This is a genomic window from Treponema bryantii, assembly GCF_900113965.1.
GTDB classification, from domain to species: Bacteria; Spirochaetota; Spirochaetia; order Treponematales; family Treponemataceae; genus Treponema_D; species Treponema_D bryantii_A.
In genome coordinates, this window is the sequence record NZ_FORI01000003.1 from 99,419 (window position 1) to 114,951 (window position 15,533).

General features: G+C 40.5%; 13 protein-coding genes. 8 read left to right on the forward strand and 5 right to left on the reverse strand.

The genetic code is table 11. From position 1 onward, the window contains the following. Positions 1-6: 6 nt before the first annotated feature. Complete coding sequence (locus tag BM161_RS05120; RefSeq protein WP_074930934.1) at positions 7-279, reverse strand: hypothetical protein; 273 nt, start codon at positions 277-279, stop codon at positions 7-9. A 52-nt stretch (positions 280-331) separates the two neighbouring features. On the opposite strand from BM161_RS05120, the gene BM161_RS05125 reads away from it, so the two are divergent. The 4 genes from BM161_RS05125 (at position 332) to BM161_RS05140 (ending at position 4,954) form a co-directional block, all read left to right on the forward strand. Continuing rightward, positions 332-1,786 (forward strand): family 43 glycosylhydrolase, encoded by a 1,455-nt coding sequence (locus tag BM161_RS05125; RefSeq protein WP_074930935.1) that lies wholly within the window; start codon positions 332-334, stop codon positions 1,784-1,786. Between the two features lie 147 nt (positions 1,787-1,933). Beyond that, positions 1,934-2,557: an imidazole glycerol phosphate synthase subunit HisH gene (gene hisH, locus BM161_RS05130; RefSeq protein WP_074930936.1), complete on the forward strand. Its 624-nt coding sequence runs from the start codon at positions 1,934-1,936 to the stop codon at positions 2,555-2,557. 120 nt (positions 2,558-2,677) lie between these two features. Beyond that, on the forward strand, positions 2,678-3,442 hold the full coding sequence (gene hisF / locus BM161_RS05135) for an imidazole glycerol phosphate synthase subunit HisF (protein ID WP_074930937.1): 765 nt from the start codon (positions 2,678-2,680) through the stop codon (positions 3,440-3,442). Between the two features lie 606 nt (positions 3,443-4,048). Beyond that, complete coding sequence (locus BM161_RS05140) at positions 4,049-4,954, forward strand: PDDEXK family nuclease (protein ID WP_074930938.1); 906 nt, start codon at positions 4,049-4,051, stop codon at positions 4,952-4,954. On the opposite strand, the gene BM161_RS05145 is transcribed toward BM161_RS05140, so the two are convergent. After that, a complete protein-coding gene (locus tag BM161_RS05145) occupies positions 4,932-5,378 on the reverse strand; it encodes an HD domain-containing protein (protein WP_074930939.1) in 447 nt (148 codons plus the stop codon). The two genes, BM161_RS05140 and BM161_RS05145, sit on opposite strands and share 23 nt — an antisense overlap. Next, positions 5,375-5,776, reverse strand: coding sequence for a 6-carboxytetrahydropterin synthase QueD (gene queD, locus BM161_RS05150; RefSeq protein ID WP_074930940.1), 402 nt, complete (start codon positions 5,774-5,776; stop codon positions 5,375-5,377). The genes BM161_RS05145 and queD overlap by 4 nt, the downstream gene beginning before the upstream one ends. Positions 5,777-5,827: 51 nt before the next feature. Between queD and BM161_RS05155 the strand changes: the two genes are divergently transcribed. The 4 genes from BM161_RS05155 (at position 5,828) to BM161_RS05170 (ending at position 11,890) form a co-directional block, all read left to right on the forward strand. Beyond that, positions 5,828-7,579 carry a Mur ligase family protein gene (locus BM161_RS05155; protein WP_074930941.1) on the forward strand — a complete coding sequence of 584 codons (1,752 nt, stop codon included), beginning with the start codon at positions 5,828-5,830 and terminating at the stop codon, positions 7,577-7,579. Next, positions 7,579-8,712 carry a D-alanine--D-alanine ligase family protein gene (locus BM161_RS05160; protein ID WP_074930942.1) on the forward strand — a complete coding sequence of 378 codons (1,134 nt, stop codon included), beginning with the start codon at positions 7,579-7,581 and terminating at the stop codon, positions 8,710-8,712. Before BM161_RS05155 ends, BM161_RS05160 begins: the two co-directional genes overlap by 1 nt. A 79-nt stretch (positions 8,713-8,791) precedes the next feature. After that, positions 8,792-10,261, forward strand: coding sequence for a SurA N-terminal domain-containing protein (locus BM161_RS05165; protein ID WP_074930943.1), 1,470 nt, complete (start codon positions 8,792-8,794; stop codon positions 10,259-10,261). 3 nt (positions 10,262-10,264) lie between these two features. Further along, positions 10,265-11,890 carry a 6-hydroxymethylpterin diphosphokinase MptE-like protein gene (locus BM161_RS05170; RefSeq protein WP_074930944.1) on the forward strand — a complete coding sequence of 542 codons (1,626 nt, stop codon included), beginning with the start codon at positions 10,265-10,267 and terminating at the stop codon, positions 11,888-11,890. Between the two features lie 190 nt (positions 11,891-12,080). On the opposite strand, the gene lepA is transcribed toward BM161_RS05170, so the two are convergent. Then, the gene (gene lepA / locus BM161_RS05175; protein WP_074930945.1) at positions 12,081-13,886 is read right to left on the reverse strand and encodes a translation elongation factor 4; all 1,806 of its coding nucleotides are present in this window, start codon (positions 13,884-13,886) and stop codon (positions 12,081-12,083) included. Positions 13,887-13,903: 17 nt separating this feature from the next. Continuing rightward, positions 13,904-15,532: a S1C family serine protease gene (locus BM161_RS05180; RefSeq protein ID WP_074931115.1), complete on the reverse strand. Its 1,629-nt coding sequence runs from the start codon at positions 15,530-15,532 to the stop codon at positions 13,904-13,906. Position 15,533 lies beyond the last annotated feature (1 nt).

Sequence of the window (15,533 nt, forward strand, 5' to 3'; positions counted from 1 at the left end):
TTTTTACTATTTTGAGTCGCCGGCAGCAGCTTCTCCACCTTCGGCAGGCTTTTCTTCTTTCTTTTCTTCTTTTGCTGGCGCAGCTGCTTTTGCGGCTTTAGACTTTTTAGGCTTAGGAGGCTTTTTCCTGTAAGTTGTTACAAATTTTGCAAACTCAATTACAAGAATCATGACAATAACAGTTCCAATAACGCGTATATCTTTGAGAACACCTAATATTACCGGAATATATTCTTTTATTGTCATAATCATTTTATCGGCCTGTAATACTTGAAACATTACGTTTTCTAATTTATCTTAAATTAAACGTTTAACAAAAAGGAAGTATAAAATGAATAAAAAAGAATACATTAAGGGAGCAAATCCTTACATGCCGCTTTGGGAGCATGTTCCTGACGGGGAACCTCGTGTTTTTGAATACAATGGAGAAAAGCGCGTTTATCTTTACGGTTCGCACGATACTGTAAAAACTGAATACTGCGGACCTGACCAGGTTGTATGGTCGGCTCCGGTTGACGATTTGACTAACTGGAAGTGCCATGGAGTCTGCTACACTGCAACAGACGGAGGCATTCTCTATGCTCCTGATGTTGTTCAAAAGGGAGACACTTTTTATATGTATGCGGCAGAAGCTAGGGGCTCACGAATCATGCTTGCAACAAGTAAGAATCCGGCCGGTCCTTTTACGAATCCTGTAAAAACTGAACTTGGTTTTGACCCGGGTATTTTAGTTGATGATGATGGCCGAGTTTATGCCTTCTGGGGCTTCTGTAAGCAGTACTGCGCAGAACTGAATGATGATATGGCTACAATCAAAAAGGAAACTTTGCGCGAAAATGTTGTAAAACACTGTATTGCGCCATGGTCTCCAAAAGATAATATGGAAGATGAAAACGATGCTTTCTTTGAGGCATCTTCACCTCGCAAGCTTTTCGGCAAATATGTTTTCATTTATTCTAAGCGCTACTACACTCATCAGCCTCAGTACGGAGTTTATGAAGACTGTAACGGCTTCTTGTCTTACAAATATTCAGATAGCCCGCTCGGAGACTACAAGATGGGAGGAGACATCAGCTTTAACGGCGGCGAGATTCTTCCTGGCCCGGATGGCAAAAATCAGATGAGCTACCGCTGGGGTAACAACCACGGAAGTCTTATGGAAGTTAACGGACAGTGGTACATTTTCTATCACCGCCAGATTGGAACTGATGAGTATGCACGTCAGGCAATGCTTGAACCTGTTGATGTAGCAATGGATAAGAACGGCCGTATTTTTGCCGGTAAGATTACTTACAAAGATGGCGAGCCTGTAGCTTCGGAACCAGTTGAGATGACCAGCCAGGGTGCCCATATCAACGGTCTGGATGCCCGCAAGTGGATTTCTGCCGGCTATGCCGTTCACATTTACGGTGGAGCAAAAGGCGGCTACAACGGTGGTATGGGCGGCGCTTATATCAAACCTGTTTACGAAAAGGATGATAATATCAGTTCTCCGATTGTTGATATTACAAATGCTTTGACTGTAGGCTTCCGCTATCTTCAGTTTGGTGCAAATACACCTAAGACTATTACAGCAGATATTCTTGCTAAGGAAGATCTTACTGTAAATGTCCGCGTAGATAACTATCAGGGCAAGGTGATTGCTTCGTTCAAGATGAAAAAAGGCGACAAAACTTCAACTGCACCGCTGAGTTCTGGTGTCATTGGTAAACACGCCGTTTACTTTGAATTTATTTCAGATTCAAAAGAAATAATTGCAGAATTTGATAAATTCACGTTTAATTAATCCCCATCACCGTCATTGCGAGGAGCGAATGCGACGAAGCAATCTATTCATATGGATTGCTTCGCTGCGCTCGCAATGACGATCTTATAACGATTTTTTATTCCACTATAGTTCACAATCCCTGTAAATTTTTCTATAATTAGAAACATGGTTGGAATTATTGATTTTAATGCGGGAAATATCACAAGTCTGGAGCGGGCTCTGGACTATCTGAAGATTCCTTATATCCGTTCTAAAAATCCTTCTGAATTAAAAGACTGCGACCGCTTTATGTTCCCTGGCGATGGTGATGATTCCTACGCTATGGCTGAGCTGAAAAAAAGCGGCTTTGATGTATTTGTGCGCGAGCAGACTGCTGGCGGAAAGCCTTTGCTTGGAATCTGTGTCGGCTCGCAGATTATTTTTGAGCATTCAGAAGAAGGCGATGCTCAGTGTCTTGGGCTTGTTGAAGGCGAAATCAAACATTTTTATACGATTGAGCCAAAGATGAAGGAAGATAAAATCAAGGTTCCTCATATGGGCTGGAATAACATTTCTTTTGAAAATGGTAACTGCCCTATTCTGGCAGGAATCAAAAATGATTCTGATGTTTACTTTGTTCATTCCTTTGTGATTTGTCCTAACGACCGTTCGATAGTAAAAGCAAGCGCAGAATACGGAATTAAAGTTCCGGCTGTAATTCAGAAAGGAAATGTTTTTGCCTGCCAGTTCCACCCGGAAAAAAGTGGAGTGACTGGATTAAGAATAATAGAGAATTTCTGTAAATTATAGACGGGGGCGTTACGGGGGTGTCCCCCGTTAGAAGGGGTAGCGAGCAACGAAGTGCGAGCGAGGGGGAGACTTCCCCCCCCCCTAAAACCTAGAACCTGACACCTATAACCTGGAGAATATATGTTAAAAAAACGAATTATAATTTGTCTGGATGTAAAAGACGGACGTACAACTAAAGGTGTAAAATTTCAGAATAATATAGATATTGGTGACCCGGTTGAAATGGCCGCTGAGTATTACCGTCAAGGCGTAGATGAACTGGTATTTTATGATATCATTGCTTCTGCCCGTGGCCGTGGACCAATTCTGGATTTAATTTCACGCGTTGCCCAGCAGGTCTTTATTCCTTTCTGTGTTGGCGGCGGAATCGGAACAATCGAAGATATCCGCTCTACTATTCTTGCGGGTGCGGAAAAGGTTTCTTTGAACTCGCAGGCTGTTCGTAATCCGGGACTGATTACAGAAGGCGCAAAGGTATTCGGCAGTCAGTCTATTGTTCTTGGTATGGATGTTCGCCGTGACCCAACAAAGCCAAGCGGATTTGGAACAACAATCAATGGTGGCCGCGTAGACACTGGTCTGGACGCTCTTGAATGGGCAAAACGTGGCGTTGAACTTGGTGCCGGCGAAATTGTTTTGAACTCTATGGATGCGGACGGAACAAAGAATGGCTACGACATCGAGCTTACCCGCCTTATTTCCGAAAATGTTCCTGTGCCTGTAATTGCAAGCGGCGGCGGCGGAACTCCAGCTCATCTTGCAGATGCCCTTACAGAAGGAAAGGCTGATGCAGCACTTGTTGCCAGCATGGTTCATAACGGAACTTATACCGTTGGTCAGATAAAAGATGAACTGAACAAGATGGGCGTTCCGATGAGAATGTAACTTAAAGCTGAAGATGGTTTTATTTAAGATGAGAATCCTGCTGACTTTGATGTTAGCAGGATTTTTTTTATTTTTTTGCTTTATTTTCGAAAATTTTTGTCAAAAAAGAACAGGTTTGGACAATATTATATATAGGGATTTTTGAAGAATACCTACAGATAGTAGGAACTCTTTTGTTCTGTAGGTATTTTTTTTAATTAATTACATGAACTCATTTTGGGTTTTACCTACAGTTTTACAATAATTGTGGATTCTGTAGGTAAAAAATCATAATAAGGTAGATATGGAATAAGCAAAGTTACCTACAGAATAGGAAATTTAATTCTATCTGTAGGTAATTTTGAAAAATCTGAGGCAAGAAATATTCTTAAATTACCTACAGTTTTGAATTTTTCTCTTATTCTGTAGGTATTTTCGGAAAAATATTGGAAGGAAAAACTTAAATATTACCTACAGATTTATTCATATTTATATTTCTGTAGGCAGTAATAAAAAAGAATTATCAGATAAAAAAGAAATATACCTACAAAACAAATATTATTTATTCTTCTGTAGGTAATTCAATTAAATAAGAGGCTAAAAAAAAGCCAAGAGGAGGCTTATAAAATGTCAAAAGAATTATTATCTCCGGATTTTACAGTAGATACTTTGAGGAAAAGACTTGCAGCATTGAATATTGCTCTGGAACAAAAACGCAAAGATTTAAAAGAACTTCCCGAAGGGCATCTGCGAATAGCGCAGACTTCGCATAAACCTCAGTACTATCATTACATTGAACCAAAAGATTTCAAAGGGGTCTTTATACCACGTAGTGATGATGACTTAGCAAGACAATTGGCACAGAAAGATTATGATTTGAAGGTTATAAAACTTTTAGAAAATGAAATCCACGCAATGACCCGCTGCCTCCGCCAAATTTGCCGAGGTGGCCGCCTCCCCACGGCTAACTCTTCCGCCGCAACAAAGCTCGGGGACCTCTACGCTAAAATGTGCCCCGCCCGCCAGAGCCTTGTCACCCCAGTTACCCTGACAGCGGAACAATACGCAAAACAGTGGCTCAGCGTAACCTGGCCGCGGCGGCCCTTCTCTCCAGACACGCCTGTCCACACCACGACAAGCGGAATCCAAGTCCGTTCAAAATCCGAAGTACTCATAGCAGAAGCTCTGAGTCGCCATAATATTCCCTTTCGCTACGAATATCCCCTGAAGCTTCGCCGCCCGTCAGGAGACATCGTGACACTTCACCCGGATTTTCTCTGCCTCAATGTAGAAAGCCGTACCGAGTTCTACTGGGAACACTTTGGTCTTATGGATAATCCAGACTACTCAAACAATGCGGCCGGCAAACTCCGCCTCTACACAGAAAACGGAATTCTTGCCGGCCGCAATCTTATAATTACAATGGAAATCCAAAGCGAACCGCTTACCACACGACTCGTCGAGAAACTGATTTATGATCACATTCCGCAAAAAAAAGCAAACACTTTTTCTAGTTATGGACTTTTCGTTTGAAAACTTCGCGGATTGCGCAGATTTTGTCACAGATACACACAATCCAGCCTTCAAGGAATTTTGGAGGGATTGGGGTTAGCGGAAACATATGCCTTAAAATTGTATTTTCTTCTCGAATCGAAAGCAGAAAATCTTTTCTGGCATTTTCTAAGGCTACTCTTGGATGGAAAAAGCCGTGAAGCTTTCCGTGCGGCAAGTGCCAGTCGTAAAGAAAATAATCATGAAGTAAGGCTGCCCGCACAAGAATATTATAATTTACGGGCAGGCGAAGACATCTTGTAAGGCTAACGCTTAAAACTGCAACCTGAACGCTGTGGTCGTATACAGAGCAGACTCCGTGCTGTATAAAACCTTTTTGTAGTGAAAATCTTCCGTTTCTTTCAAGACGCTCTACATGACGTCTTACAAAGTCAATTGTTTTCATAAAATAGAATATCTTGCTCGGGAAGTATCCGTTTCAAAAACATCAACAGCAAAAAGGTACGGATCTTTTTTCCCCTGGACAAAACTTAAATCAACACCCTCATCTTTAAGTTCATTTATTATACCATGAAAAATATACATTGCAATTCTTTCTGCACTCGGATTCTGATCAAAAACTTCTTTATCATTCAGATTTGTGTGATCCAGTTCTTTGCAGACTTTTCGAAGAGCAGCTTTTAGTTTTGTGAAGTCTAAAAGCATGCCGCCTTCATTTAACACTTCGCCGCGAACATGGGCGTAAACTTTATAGTTATGGCCGTGGAGGTTTTCGCACTTGCCGTTGTAATCTCTTAAAAAATGTGCTGCCGCAAAATCGGCTGTAACGCGTACTTCAAACATAAGGTGATTATATCACTTTTATATTTTTGAGCAAACATATATAATAGAAGAATGACAAAACAACTTTCACAGATTCTGCCGGCTTTTAAGAATACTGTTGTAGCAGCTGACGGAAGTACAATAACTGATTTATCAGAAATTAATAATATACAGATTTCAAGCCTTGTGTTTGATTCACGCGAAGTAACACAGGGCTCGCTTTTCTTTGCGCTGCCGGGAACACATACCGACGGCAACAATTACATTGAGCAGGCTATTCTTGCCGGAGCAAATGCAGTTGTTTTCCAGGGTGAACTCACCGCTTCTCAAAAAGAAGATGTAGCTCAGGCAATCATTAAACGTACAATTGATAACGCAATATCAAATGAAACTCCAAAATTTGCCCCTGCCCTCATCAATGTGCCGGATGCACGTTTTTCAATGGCGCCGCTTTCTGCCCGCTTTTATGATAACCCGAGTGAACGTCTTATCGTAATTGGTGTTACCGGTACAGAAGGAAAATCAAGCACTGTAAGCTTTATCTGGCAGCTGCTTCGTGCCTGCGGCCACAAGGCCGGCTTTATTTCTACTGTTGAATATTCTTTTGGCGGAGACGCACTTCCAAACCCTCAGCATCAGACAACTCCTGAGGCACCAATCATTCAACATCATCTTAATGAAATGCTTGAAAACGGCTGTAAGTACGCAGTTGTAGAAACTTCTTCTCACGGACTTTCTACAAAGCTCAACCGCTGCGGCGAGATTCTTTTTGACTGCGGCGTATTTATGAATGTTACCCTCGAGCACCTTGAGTTCCACAAAAACTTTGAAACTTACCGCAACGATAAGGCAAATCTTTTCCGCGCGCTCGACAAGCATAATCACATTAAAACAATCGCAGGAGAAAAACAGAAAATCAATTCTATTGGAATTGTAAATCTGGAAGATCCTTCGGCTCAGTATTTTATTGAAGCAACAAAACACAATGTTTACGGCTTTACAACTGAAGGTAAGGCTGGAAAGGCAGCGGCAGAAAGTGGCATTGATGCTACCCCGCTCCCACCAATTCCAGAAAACCTCCGCTATATGACAGCGCGCAATATTGCTTCTGCAACTTACGGTCTTACTTTTGATGTTGATGCAGACGGCGAAACCGGTATTTATCCGGAAAACTATGATCCGGTTCAGCCACGTCCACGCACACACTTCAGCGTAAAGGCCGCTCTTCCGGGAGCTTTCAACGCATACAACCTGATGGCAGCAATTACTGCAGTAAGCAGTGTTACCGGCCTTACTTTTGAAGAAGTTGCTGCAAAGGTTCCAGAGCTCACACCAATCAAAGGCCGCATGACTGTTATTGATGAAGGTCAGCCTTTTGAACTGATTGTAGACTACGCACATACACCTTCTAGTTTTGAAACAATTTTCCCGCCGCTGCGCAAACGCTGTAACGGCCGCATTTTTGCTTTGTTTGGTAGTGGAGGAGAACGTGATCTTACAAAGCGTCCTCTTCAGGGCCAGATTGCGGCAAAGTTCTGCGACGTAGTTGTGCTTGCAGATGAAGACCCACGCGGTGAAGACCCGGTTGAACTTCTTAAGATGATTGCAGAAGGTGCCATCAAAGAAGGAAAAGTCATGGATGAGAATCTTTTCATTATCCACGACAGACCACAGGCAATCCGCGAAACTTTCAAAATGGCACAGAAGGGAGACATTGTTCTTCTGCTTGGAAAGTCGCATGAAAACAGCATAATTTATAAAGACCACGTTATGCCTTATGATGAAATTTCTGAGGCTAAAAAGGCATTAAAGGAGATACAGTAATGAATATCGCAGTTATATACGGAGGCCGTTCAGGCGAACACGAAGTAAGTTTGATTTCTGCAGCGGCTGTTGCAAGCGGAATTAGCAAAGAGCACAAAGTAATCCTGATTGGTATTACAAAGGCCGGCAAATGGTATTTGCAGCCGGAATCAGAATACGAAAGAATCTGCAAAGACACAAAGGCAGTTCTTACAATCACAGAAGATGAAAGCAAGGCCGTAAGCATTATTCCTGCCGGTGGTAAAAATGCCTTTGTTGCAGGCGGCAAGCCTTTAGACATCGACGTAGTTTTCCCTGCCCTTCACGGAACTTATGGTGAAGACGGTACTATTCAGGGACTCTTTGAAATGGCAGACATTCCTTATGTTGGTTGTACACCACTCGCATCTGCAATCACAATGGATAAGGAAAAGACAAAGATGATCTGGCAGAGCGTTGGTCTTCCAGTTGTACCTTACGTTTGTGTAAAACGCTCGGTTGTTCTCGACAGCATTGTTTATGATTCAGTTATCGAAGAAACAGAAAAAGAACTTGGCTACCCAATGTTCGTAAAGCCTTGCTGCGCAGGTAGCTCAAACGGTGCTTCTAAAGCAAACGACCGCAAGGAACTACACTTTGCAATTATGGAAGCATTTGCGTGGGATGACAAAGTTCTTATTGAAAAATCTCTGAATAACGCACGCGAAATTGAATGCAGCGTTACAGGTAACTCGGTAACCTTCCCTGCAGACAGTGACGTAGAAGAAGTAACTGCTTATATTCCTGGTGAAATTATTCCAAATCATGACTTTTATGATTTTGATGCAAAATACAATGATCCTGACGGAGCTAATCTGATTATTCCTGCTGAGCTCAGCGAAAATGACCTCGAAAAAATCAGAAAAACTGCCTGTGCTGCTTACAAAGTGCTCGATGCAACCGGACTTTCACGCGTAGACTTCTTTATTGACCGTGATTCAAAAGCTGTTTACCTCAATGAAATCAACACATTGCCGGGCTTTACTCCAATCAGCATGTTCCCTAAGATGTGCGATGCAGCAGGCCTTAAGTTTGCAGACCTCGTTGAGCTTTTGATTAAGGAAGCAGTTGCCCGCTACGAGGCACACAGCAAGCTGACTACCAGCAGAATTTAAAACTAGACTTCACAATGATTATATGGTAAAATATTTTCACATTTTTATCAAAATATCATAAAAAAAAGGACTTTTTATTATGAAAAAAAATACTGTTTACACACTCGGATCATTAATTATTCTTTTGATCTGTGCATTCTGTTTTGTCGTTCTTCCGGCAGTTGAAGGCAGAACAAGCCGCCAGCAGGGTGCTGACATTCCAGTTTTCGGAAAATATGATGGAAAGGAAATCAAATATGAGCAGGGAACTGAGTTCGCTAACTTCGTATCTCAGTATGGCCAGATGTACCAGATGTATGGTCAGCAGCTTGATCAGTCAACTTACTATCAGATTTTCAATCAGGCTTTCAAATCAACTGTATTGAACTATGCTTATACAGATGCAGTAAAAAAATCTGGATATGTAGTTCCACAGTCTGCAATCACAAGAGAAATTCTTCCATACTTCTCAGATGAAAATGGAAACTATTCTTCAAAGCTTTACAAACAGGCTTCTGACGAAATCAAACAGGAACTCCACGACTCTGCAGAATCTTCTATTGCTGCTGAACGTTTTGCTAATGATAACTTTGCTTCTAGCAGCGAAACAGTTGGTCTTAACCCACTCTATGGTTTGAAGACTTCAAGCGCAGAAAAGAGCTTCATTGCAAACATGAACAAGGAACAGCGCGGTTTCAAAATGGCTGCTTTCTCTAAGAACGATTATCCATTAGATGAAAAACTTAAGTTCGCTAATCAGAACGCTGCTTTGTTCAACAAATATGATATGTCACTTATCACTGTAGAAGAAAAATCAAATGCTGAATCAATTGCTAAGCGCATTGCTAACAATGAAATCACATTCGAAGATGCAATTTCTGAATATTCAGACAAGAGCTATTCTACATCAGAAGGTAAACTTACAAACTCTTACCAGTATCAGATTTCAACAATTCTTCAGAATAAAGAAGACCTTGCAGCTGTTACAGGTCTTGCAGTTGGTGCTGTAAGTGATGTTATTCAGACAAACACAGGTTACACAATTTTCAAGAACAACGCTGCTGTAACAAAGCCAGACTTCAATACAGAAGATTCACAGAGAGTTGTTACTACTTACATCAATACTTATGAATTGACACTTGTTGAAGACTACTTCTTTGCAAAGGCTAATGATTTCGTAAAAGAAGCTAAGGCATCTGATTTCGATTCAGCTGCAGCTAAGCTTTCTGTAAAGACAAGTGAAATTGCTCAGTTCCCTCTTAACTATGGTAATGTTGATGTATTGAACACATTGAGCACTACTGAAGACGGAATGTCAAATGTTGAGAAGAATGAAAACTTCCTTAAGGCTGCTTTCTCTCTCAAGCTCAACGAATACTCAGAACCTATGGTTGTCAACAACAACATTGTAGTTTTGCAGTACACTACAGCAGGAACTGCTGCTGATGATGATGTAAATGTAAACCTTCTTGTTGCTCATGACCAGTCTTCTGCAGCAGACTCAATCATGCATAGTGATAAGCTGGAAGACAACTTCATTTCAGTTTATTTTGACAACTACTTGAGATAATCATTGGAAGAAAAGATTATTCAAAAGCCCTGTGCCGTTCAGAAAATCGAGACGTCTCAGGGCTTTTCTGTTTCCTACAAAGAACACTTTCTCTATTCAAAATATAATCCTAGTAAAAATATAATCACCGCAGTTGAAAACCTTCAGCTGCTCCCCGGCACAATAATTCTGTGCTGCTCTCCTCTACTTGGCTACGGCCTTTCAGAACTTCTTTCTAACCTTCCAGAAAATTGCCTTATTGTTTTATGCGAAGCAGAAAAGGAACTTTATGATTTTACTGTCACTGAAAAATGTCTGGATGTTTCTGATAAAAGAGTTCTTTGCTACCAGCCAGAAAACTTAAATAACCTGCCATTACAACTTTATGATTTAGCTACCACAGGCGTATACAAGCGTGTTCAAAGACTTGATATGTCTGCAGGAACAGCTTTCAACAAAGATTTTTACGACCGACTTTTCTCTGCCTGTTCAGATTCTGTAATGACCTTCTGGAAAAACCGTATTACACTCACAAAGTTTGGCCGCCGCTACTCAAAGAATCTTTTCGAAAATCTTCATTATCTTGGAAAATCAAAACCAATCACTGATTTCTTTGGAGCAGTTAATAAACCGATTATTGTATTCGGTGCCGGAGAAAGTACTCAGAAACTTATCTCATCATTGCGAACACAAAATGCGAAGAAATCAAGTTTTTCTGATTATTTTATTCTCTGCGCAGACACTGCCCTCCAACCACTCTTAAAAAACGGAATCAAACCAGATGGAGTTTTTATTGAAGAAGCACAGACCGTAATTTCAAAGGCCTTTATTGGAGTGCCTGATGATATACGGATTTTCGCAGGGCTTTCATCAATTCCAGCTCTTGCACATAAAACAGATAATAAAAATATTTCATATTTCTTTACTGAATACACAAAGGCAGCTTTCCTAGATAATCTCAAAAGCAGAAACTTTATGCCGCCTTCAAACATGCCGTTTGGCTCTGTTGGACTCACAGCAGTGCATTATGCCTTAAAGTTCCGCAAAGACGATTCTGTTCCAGTGTATGTTACAGGGTTGGACTTTTCCTATTCAACTGGAATCACTCACACAAAGAATGCACTTGCACATATTCTCCGCCTCATTACAGGAAACAGACTTACAAGCATTGCAAATTACAATGCGGCTTATGGAACAGGAACTGAAAAGTTTATTGATAAAAGCAGTAAAATCTTCATTACCTCACCTTCCCTTAAAAGCTATGCTATGATGTTTAATAACTTCTTTGGCGAGACCAAAAATCTTTTTGATTCTGGTGAATGCGGTATACCATTGGCAATTCCTAGAGCCTTCCCAGAGCCTTTAGAAAAGAATGAGATTAACGTCAAAGACACAGAATATTCTGAGATTCAGAAAAATGATATTAAGAATTATCTTCAGTCAGAAAAAGATGCACTTGAAAAACTACGTGATTTACTGACCGGAAAAACTGAATTACAGGGTGATAAGTTATCTGAAGAAGTCAGAAGAATTGTTGAACCAAGGGAATATTTATATCTGCATTTCCCAGATGGACATAAGTTTGAATTAAATCAGTCGTTTTTAAATAGAATACGATCAGAACTCGATTTCTTTATTAAATATCTTTAACTATATATAAAAATCGAGGTGCGGGTCCCAGCGACGGCAAAACTGAAAAAGCAATCTCCCAGGGTCCCATCGCGCTTCATTCTGGCTTCGCCAGAATAATTGCGCAACCCTGGGGCCCTCTTTTTCATTTTGCCTGCGTCCCACACCTCGATTTTTATATAAACTTACGGTGTTCTAATAAATTAACCTATTACTGATCGTCGTTCTCTTTCAATACTGCTAAGAATGCGCTTTGTGGAAGTTCTACATCACCAATCATCTTCATGCGCTTTTTACCTTCTTTCTGTTTTTCAAGAAGCTTGCGCTTACGAGTGATATCACCACCGTAACATTTTGCAAGAACGTCTTTACGCACTGGGTTTACGGTTTCGCGGGCAATAATCTGGCCGCCGATGGCACCCTGAATTGCTACCTTGAACTGCTGACGAGAAATCTCATTCTTAAGTCTTTCACAAACCTTACGAGCACGATCTACTGCGTTCTGACGGAAGGTCAAAAGAGAAAGAGCATCCACAATCTTACCATTCAAAAGAATATCAACCTTTACAAGATCAGTTGCACGATATCCTGTAACTTCATAATCAAAAGAAGCATAACCTCGGCTGTAGCTCTTAAGACGGTCATAGAAATCAAAGAGAACTTCTGCAAGCGGCATCTCGTAAGTAAGTTCAACACGCTTTGTATCAAGATACTGCATGTTTGTCTGCACACCACGTTTTTCTGTACAAAGTGCGATTATTGAACCAAGGTATTCTGCAGGTGTAATGATTGAAGCCTTGATATATGGCTCTTCTGCATCATGTATTCTTCCCTGAGGATATTCAGAAGGGTTATCGATATACATATCTTCACCATTCTGAAGATGAAGCAGATATCGTACAGACGGTGCAGTAAAGATTACAGCCTGGTCAAAGTCGCGTTCAAGGCGTTCCTGAATAATTTCAAGATGAAGAAGACCAAGGAAGCCGCAGCGGAAACCGTTACCGAGAGCAAGAGAATTATCTTTTTCATAAATCAAACTTGCATCGTTGAGTTTGAGTTTTTCCATGCTGTCTTTGAGTTCTTCATAATCATTTGAATCCATAGGATAAATTGAAGAATAAACAACAGGCTTTACTTCCTTAAAACCAGGAAGAGGCTCCTCTACACCGCCCTCAACAGAAGTAATTGTATCACCAACTTTTACATCACTTACAGTTTTAAGACCTGAGATAATATAACCTACATCGCCGGCTTCAAGCACTCCGGTTTCTTCATAGTTGATCTTGAAGATACCACACTGCTCTACCTTGTACTGAGTATTTGTACTCATCATCTTGATAAGGTCACCAGTCTTAAGACGTCCTTCCATTACACGTACGTGAACAACAACGCCACGGTAAACATCGTAATGGCAGTCAAAAATCAAAGCAGCAAGTTTTCCATCAGGATTTCCTTTAGGAGCCGGAAACTTTGTTACAATAGCTTCAAGAAGCTCATCGATTCCTTCACCAGTTTTTGCAGAAACACACATTGCTTCACTTGAATCCAGTCCAAGCTCATTATCAATCTGATTTTTGCAGGAAGGAATATCTGCAGAAGCAAGGTCAATTTTATTGATTACCGGAACCATTGTAAGATCGTGTTCCAGTGCCATATACATATTTGAAACAGTCTGGCTTTCTACACCCTGAGTTGCGTCAATCAAAAGAAGAGCACCTTCACAAGATGCAATTGCGCGGGAAACTTCATATGAGAAATCTACGTGGCCCGGTGTATCTACGAAATTAAGCTCGTAATCATTTCCGTCTTTTGCATGATAAGGAATTGTAACTGCCTGACTTTTAATTGTGATTCCACGTTCACGTTCAATATCCATATTGTCGAGAATCTGGTTCATCATCTTGCGGTCATCAATAATTTTTGCCTTCTGAATTAGACGGTCTGAAAGAGTTGATTTACCATGGTCAATATGGGCAACAATACAGAAGTTGCGTTTGAATTTCATTTCGGTCATTTTAATATGCTCCTGAGTTAGAAGTAGTAAGGGCTTTCAAAACTTGTTCCAAGATTTATCACTACATCAAGGAAAGCCTTTTTCTTTCGCTTAGTGGAAACTGAAGTGATAATTGCCTTGCTTTTCTGATCAACAACTACATCAAGTACTGTAACTGTATCGTTCTCAGAAAAACTTAAATCATCTGCGGAACTGCCCGGAATAATTTTTTCTATTGTATAGGAATTTTTGTTTGTTGTCGATGAAGGAATTAATTTCATTCCAAAAAGAGGCACAAATGATGTTGTAATCAAATCTGAATCAAAAACTGTAAGTGCCGGATTTTCTGGTCGTTTATCAAGATAAACAAGACAGCTTTTTTCTGTACCATCATCTTTTGAAATATAACGGCATTCAAGAATAGTTTCAGTTTCATAACCCATCATGAGAAAATTGAAATCATCAATTGAAGAAACTTTTTTACCATCAAGAGAAGTAATTACATCACCTTCAGAAAGACCTGCCATAAAACCAGAGCCACCCGGAAGAACATATTGAACTTCAAGACCAAGTTTCTTGCTGTTCTCGCGTTTTGTATTTCCAAAACAGCCAATCCATGAATGAACAATTTCTCCACGTCCATAAAGATAAATCAGTTCCTGTTTTAAGTATTCAACCGGGATTGCAAAGTTTAATCCCTGAAGCTGAAGCATTCCCGCATATACAATTGCCTGTACCTTAAGATTCTGATCAATAAGAGGACCACCAGAGTTTCCAGAGTTTACTGCAGCATCAATCTGAAATACATTTCCCAGAGCAAGCAGCTTGCGGTCAAAAGAAGAAATTATTCCAGAAGTAAGAGTTCCCTCGAGTCCAACAGGAGTTCCGATTGCAGAAATCTTATCTCCTATTTCAAGGTCACTGCTGGAACCAAGATTCAAAACATATTGTGGAGTTATTTCTGCTTTCAAAAGAGCAAGGTCCATTAATTCATCATAACCAACAACCTTGGCTGGAATCTTTGTAATATTATCATCCGGCAGCTTTATATAAAGACGTACATAGCCTTCATACTTTGGATTTACCATTGAATCAATTACATGATGATTTGTAACGATATAACCGCGGCTGTCAATAAAAAAGCCAGAACCAATAATAACATCTGCATAGCCGGCGCCGTGTTTTACTGTAACACCACGGTCTACCCAGATAGTAACAGCGGCCTTCATACATTCAGAAATCTTTGAAGGAGGAGTTGTGTTTTTACAGAAACCTGGAACATTATTCCAGGCAAGAGTTTCAACCTCCCCAAAAGAAAGCTTTTCTGATTTCCAGTCCGGCTTTAGTGCCTTCAAAGAAATATAATATTTTTTTGCATCAAGATATTTTTCTTCTTCGAGAGCTTTATTAAAAAGTTCTTCGAGATTTGAAAAACAGCGGTCGATTACCTCTTCGCGGCCAAGAAGTTTTGCACGCCACAGAGCTCTTACAGGTTCACTTTCCATAAAGGCGTCTATGCGGCCAATTTCATTTTGAACAATGTCATCATCAGAATAATTTAATGGCTCTGGTACTGAAGAAGGCTGGCGGATAGTTCTGCAGGAAATGCACAAAAGTGCACTGATTAAAAAAACTGCAGATGAGAAAGATTTTATTAAACGCTGCATA

What these genes read in the sequence shown, in the direction of transcription:
- BM161_RS05125 (WP_074930935.1), top strand. Translation starts at nt 332, where the DNA reads ATGAATAAAAAAGAATACATTAAGGGAGCAAATCCTTACATGCCGCTT.
- hisH (WP_074930936.1), top strand. Translation starts at nt 1,934, where the DNA reads ATGGTTGGAATTATTGATTTTAATGCGGGAAATATCACAAGTCTGGAG.
- BM161_RS05165 (WP_074930943.1), top strand. Translation starts at nt 8,792, where the DNA reads ATGAAAAAAAATACTGTTTACACACTCGGATCATTAATTATTCTTTTG.
- BM161_RS05160 (WP_074930942.1), top strand. Translation starts at nt 7,579, where the DNA reads ATGAATATCGCAGTTATATACGGAGGCCGTTCAGGCGAACACGAAGTA.
- BM161_RS05140 (WP_074930938.1), top strand. Translation starts at nt 4,049, where the DNA reads ATGTCAAAAGAATTATTATCTCCGGATTTTACAGTAGATACTTTGAGG.
- queD (WP_074930940.1), bottom strand. Translation starts at nt 5,776, where the DNA reads ATGTTTGAAGTACGCGTTACAGCCGATTTTGCGGCAGCACATTTTTTA.
- BM161_RS05155 (WP_074930941.1), top strand. Translation starts at nt 5,828, where the DNA reads ATGACAAAACAACTTTCACAGATTCTGCCGGCTTTTAAGAATACTGTT.
- BM161_RS05120 (WP_074930934.1), bottom strand. Translation starts at nt 279, where the DNA reads ATGTTTCAAGTATTACAGGCCGATAAAATGATTATGACAATAAAAGAA.
- lepA (WP_074930945.1), bottom strand. Translation starts at nt 13,886, where the DNA reads ATGACCGAAATGAAATTCAAACGCAACTTCTGTATTGTTGCCCATATT.
- BM161_RS05145 (WP_074930939.1), bottom strand. Translation starts at nt 5,378, where the DNA reads ATGAAAACAATTGACTTTGTAAGACGTCATGTAGAGCGTCTTGAAAGA.
- BM161_RS05180 (WP_074931115.1), bottom strand. Translation starts at nt 15,532, where the DNA reads ATGCAGCGTTTAATAAAATCTTTCTCATCTGCAGTTTTTTTAATCAGT.
- hisF (WP_074930937.1), top strand. Translation starts at nt 2,678, where the DNA reads ATGTTAAAAAAACGAATTATAATTTGTCTGGATGTAAAAGACGGACGT.